This is a genomic window from Dolichospermum sp. UHCC 0259 (assembly GCF_009711935.1).
Lineage (GTDB): Bacteria > Cyanobacteriota > Cyanobacteriia > Cyanobacteriales > Nostocaceae > Dolichospermum.
In genome coordinates, this window is sequence record NZ_VIKX01000317.1 from 1 (window position 1) to 1515 (window position 1515).

Sequence of the window (1515 nt, forward strand, 5' to 3'; positions counted from 1 at the left end):
GGATGAACGCTGGCGGTATGCTTAACACATGCAAGTCGAACGGTCTCTTCGGAGATAGTGGCGGACGGGTGAGTAACGCGTAAGAATCTACCTTCAGGTTTGGGACAACCACTGGAAACGGTGGCTAATACCGAATGTGCCGAGAGGTGAAAGGCTTGCTGCCTGAAGAAGAGCTTGCGTCTGATTAGCTAGTTGGTGGGGTAAGAGCCTACCAAGGCGACGATCAGTAGCTGGTCTGAGAGGATGATCAGCCACACTGGGACTGAGACACGGCCCAGACTCCTACGGGAGGCAGCAGTGGGGAATTTTCCGCAATGGGCGAAAGCCTGACGGAGCAATACCGCGTGAGGGAGGAAGGCTCTTGGGTTGTAAACCTCTTTTCTCAGGGAAGAAAAAAATGACGGTACCTGAGGAATAAGCATCGGCTAACTCCGTGCCAGCAGCCGCGGTAATACGGAGGATGCAAGCGTTATCCGGAATGATTGGGCGTAAAGGGTCCGCAGGTGGCATTGTAAGTCTGCTGTTAAAGAGTCACGCTCAACGTGATAAGAGCAGTGGAAACTACAAAGCTAGAGTATGGTCGGGGCAGAGGGAATTCCTGGTGTAGCGGTGAAATGCGTAGATATCAGGAAGAACATCGGTGGCGAAGGCGCTCTGCTAGGCCAAAACTGACACTGAGGGACGAAAGCTAGGGGAGCGAATGGGATTAGATACCCCAGTAGTCCTAGCCGTAAACGATGGATACTAGGCGTAGCTCGTATCGACCCGAGCTGTGCCGTAGCTAACGCGTTAAGTATCCCGCCTGGGGAGTACGCAGGCAACTGTGAAACTCAAAGGAATTGACGGGGGCCCGCACAAGCGGTGGAGTATGTGGTTTAATTCGATGCAACGCGAAGAACCTTACCAAGGCTTGACATGTCACGAATCTCGTTGAAAGATGAGAGTGCCTTAGGGAGCGTGAACACAGGTGGTGCATGGCTGTCGTCAGCTCGTGTCGTGAGATGTTGGGTTAAGTCCCGCAACGAGCGCAACCCTCGTTTTTAGTTGCCAGCATTAAGTTGGGCACTCTAGAGAGACTGCCGGTGACAAACCGGAGGAAGGTGGGGATGACGTCAAGTCAGCATGCCCCTTACGTCTTGGGCTACACACGTACTACAATGCTACGGACAAAGGGCAGCTACACAGCGATGTGATGCGAATCTCATAAACCGTAGCTCAGTTCAGATCGAAGGCTGCAACTCGCCTTCGTGAAGGAGGAATCGCTAGTAATTGCAGGTCAGCATACTGCAGTGAATTCGTTCCCGGGCCTTGTACACACCGCCCGTCACACCATGGAAGTTGGTCACGCCCGAAGTCGTTACCCCAACCTTTTGGAGGGGGATGCCTAAGGTAGGACTGATGACTGGGGTGAAGTCGTAACAAGGTAGCCGTACCGGAAGGTGTGGCTGGATCACCTCCTTTTAGGGAGACCTAATCCATTTAGAAATCGAAGGCAGTGAAAATTGTTGATAGAAA

At 52.7% G+C, this 1515-nt stretch carries 1 rRNA gene; it reads left to right on the plus strand.

Annotated features, from left to right (window positions below):
- Positions 1-1461, plus strand: a 16S ribosomal RNA gene (locus FJR05_RS25230); the annotation flags it as partial.
- Positions 1462-1515 lie beyond the last annotated feature (54 nt).